3 protein-coding genes and 1 tRNA gene are annotated in these 3,081 nt (G+C 47.7%); 1 reads left to right on the forward strand and 3 read right to left on the reverse strand.

What is annotated here, in order from left to right:
• Positions 1–322 precede the first annotated feature (322 nt).
• From B9T16_RS27370 to moaC, 3 genes are read right to left on the reverse strand one after another with little or no spacing between them, the layout of a single operon-like run.
• Complete coding sequence (locus tag B9T16_RS27370) at positions 323–1,048, reverse strand: HAD-IA family hydrolase (protein WP_410246255.1); 726 nt, start codon at positions 1,046–1,048, stop codon at positions 323–325.
• Entirely contained in the window at positions 1,049–2,248 is a 1,200-nt protein-coding gene (locus tag B9T16_RS27375; protein ID WP_410246256.1) for an NAD(P)/FAD-dependent oxidoreductase, read from the reverse strand.
• Between the two features lie 43 nt (positions 2,249–2,291).
• Positions 2,292–2,816, reverse strand: coding sequence for a cyclic pyranopterin monophosphate synthase MoaC (moaC, locus tag B9T16_RS27380; RefSeq protein WP_410246257.1), 525 nt, complete (start codon positions 2,814–2,816; stop codon positions 2,292–2,294).
• A gap of 62 nt (positions 2,817–2,878) precedes the next feature.
• Here moaC and B9T16_RS27385 point away from each other — a divergent pair.
• Positions 2,879–2,952: transfer RNA gene (locus B9T16_RS27385), tRNA-Arg, on the forward strand.
• Positions 2,953–3,081: the final 129 nt, after the last annotated feature.

A 3,081-nucleotide genomic window follows, 5' to 3' on the forward strand; every position in this document is an offset into this window, starting at 1 on the left:
CTGAGGACTGGGAATTACTGCGAAACATTACACCCAAACCCGAAGACATCATCCCCAGACAAGCTGCCGTCGAAATGAACATCATCACCTTCTGTAGTTTTTTGCGGCGCTCCATGCGGCGAGCGATCGCCTCTCCGTAGTGTTTTCTCAGAGAATCGGAATTTTCGACAGTTCCCATTTTCTCAATACCTCCCTAAACCAGCTTACATCAACCCATATATAATCATCTTACCCAACTTGACCGCTATTGCGATCAGGTGGGTGTCATTTAGCGATCGTGTTTTAGCGCCTGGTTTAAGCCTGCGGGAGGGGGTCATATCATCTAGCTAGTCACCTCAATTTCTGCTAAGGTAGAATAGGAGGTTTTATCTGGAGTTGAGGGAGTATCTCGCTCTACTAATACCCCCGCTATTCCCGCTGATTTGGCCCCCTGATAGTCCGCTGTAAAACTGTCCCCAATATGCAAAACTTCTCCTGGCTGAAAATCGTATTTTTCTAGTGCTACCGCAAAAATTTTGGGGTCAGGTTTTGCCGCGCCAACTTCTGTAGAAATCGTCACCGTCGAGAAAAATCCCCCTAAACCCAAAACTTCTAACACTGGATATAACCGGGAATCAAAGTTAGATAAAACTCCCAATTCGATACCACAATTTCGCCACTTTGTCAAGGTGGGAATTACATCAGGATAAACCACCCAAGGTTCAGCCGTAGCAAACTCTTGGTAAAGGTGATCAAAAAACTTGGGGAAGTCCGAAAACTCCTGAAAAACTCCCACAGCCTTAAAACTTTCGGCGGCAATATCGCGCCACCAGGCTAGTTCTAATTGGGGAATTTCCGCCATATCTGCGCCGGGAAAAGCCATAGGTGTAGCGGCGCTAAAACTCTGATAAAATGCCTGATTAAGGGTTTTGGCACAGACGTTAACTCCCCATTTTTGGGCAATTTTGCCGTAAACATCACCCACAGTTTCTCGGACACCAAAGAGGGTTCCCACTGCATCTAGTAAGATTAATTTAGGCGAGAGAGGGCTATGATTTATCATCGGCATCTATTTATTATTGATCATTAACTCTTGAAAAGGGCGACTTATCCAGTTAAAGGCTACGCGCATTTGATGTTCCCAGGTCGGTAAACGATACAGATAAATGAGGCGGCGGGCGACATGGGCTAACTGTCCATCGAGTTTAATTCCTAAACCGGTGAGAGTGGCGTTATCTTTCCCTAAAGTCATCATTTCTCCGAGGGCTTGATAATGGAAAGATAGCAGGGGTCTTCCGGTTAAAGATGCCCACAGATTCCAGCCCGCATAATCCGCTTGTTGAAAGGCAGCTTGGGCGGTTTTGGGAACTTTTTTGCCTTCCGCATCATGGGAGTCGGCGAGGTCTCCCAGGGCGAATATTTCGGGGTGTTCAATGACTTGTAATTTGGGATTGATGATGATTTGATGTTCGCTGTTTTGTTTCAGGGGAAGCGATCGCACTATATCGGGGGTCTGGGTTCCCACAGTCCACATAACAATATCAACGGGTAAAGTATCTACCTGGTCGCGATATTCGAGGGTAATACTTTCGGCATCTAGGGATTTAACCGTAGTTTCTAAATCCAGCCAAACCTGTCGTTCTGATAGAGCTTTTTGAGCAGCTTCCCGGTTAAAGTCGGGGGCAGATTTGAGGATTTCTTCTCCTCTGTCCACGAGGCGCAAACGCCCGCGTTTTCCGAGTCTTTCCGCTAATTTACAGGCTAATTCTACACCACTATAACCGCCGCCAATGATGGCTACTCTAATTTTTTCCGCGTCCGAGGCTTCCAGGAGGCGCAGACGTTGTTGTAAACGATAAGCATCCTCCACCCGGCGAAAAGGTATGGCGTATTGTTGAGCCCCTGGTACGATATCAATAGGGGTTTCTCCTCCCATGGCTAAGACTAGGCGATCGTAATCGAGAAATTGACCATCTTGTAATTGCACCTGTTGGGCGGTAATATCAATATCGGCAACAGTTCCCTGAATAAACCGAATTGGTGTGTCTTGCAGGAGTTGTTGAAAGGGTGGGGCAATTTCCCAGGCTTGGAGTTCTCCGGTCACCAGTTCATACAGTAGGGGCGCAAACACAAAGCGGTCTCTGGAGTCAACTATAGTAATTTCCGGGGTTTGTGTGGGTAGCCACGGTAACTGGGTCAAACGTAGGGCGGTATATAGCCCACCGAAGCCACCGCCGAGAATGCAAATGCGAGTTGGTTGTTCTGTCATAGGTTTGGGAGTAGGTATCGCTTCTAGGATAGCAAGGCGATCGCTATTTCGGCAGTGGCTGGGACAATGGCTGCTGATAATATCCTGATTTTCCCCCCGTTTTACTCAACAGATGAATTGAGCCAATTTCCATGGATTTATCTAGGGCTTTGGCCATGTCATAGAGGGTTAAGGCGGCGATGGAAACGGCGGTTAGGGCTTCCATTTCTACCCCGGTTTCGGCGATGGTTATGGCTTCAGCGCGGATTTGATAACCTGGGAGTTGGGGGTCGGCGGTGAATTTAACATCTATTTTAGCTAGGGGGAGTGGATGACACAGGGGGATTAATTGGGCCGTTTGTTTGGCGGCCATAATTCCGGCAATTTTGGCGGTTCCCAAAACATCTCCTTTGGGTGCGTTTCCCAATTCGATCGCTTTTAGGGTTTCCGGAAGCATTTTCACCCATCCACTGGCGATCGCCACCCGTCGAGTTTTGGCCTTCTCTGACACATCCACCATCTGCGCTTCTCCCCTAGAATCAAGGTGGGTTAAGGATTGGGGAGAATTTTCTGAAGAATTGCTTGTCATTTTCGGAAAGTGTGTTATTATCTTAAATGGCGGTGAAACAAGTCTAAGTTTAACGCCAACGGGGGCTTGTAGCTCAGTGGACTAGAGCACGTGGCTACGGACCACGGTGTCGGGGGTTCGAATCCCTCCTAGCCCGTTTTCTCTCAACTCTTATTCTAACGGCGATTATCGGGAAAATCAACCCGATAGTCGCCCTGTGGCGATCGTATTTCCATCACCAAATTGATAATTGATAATTATTAATTGATAATTGTAGGGGCGGGTT

The sequence above is a fragment of the Arthrospira sp. PCC 8006 genome (assembly GCF_046480465.1).
Lineage (GTDB): Bacteria > Cyanobacteriota > Cyanobacteriia > Cyanobacteriales > Microcoleaceae > Limnospira > Limnospira platensis.

Coding starts and splice junctions, on each gene's coding strand:
- B9T16_RS27370 (WP_410246255.1), bottom strand. CDS start 1,048: ATGCCGATGATAAATCATAGCCCTCTCTCGCCTAAATTAATCTTACTA.
- B9T16_RS27375 (WP_410246256.1), bottom strand. CDS start 2,248: ATGACAGAACAACCAACTCGCATTTGCATTCTCGGCGGTGGCTTCGGT.
- moaC (WP_410246257.1), bottom strand. CDS start 2,816: ATGACAAGCAATTCTTCAGAAAATTCTCCCCAATCCTTAACCCACCTT.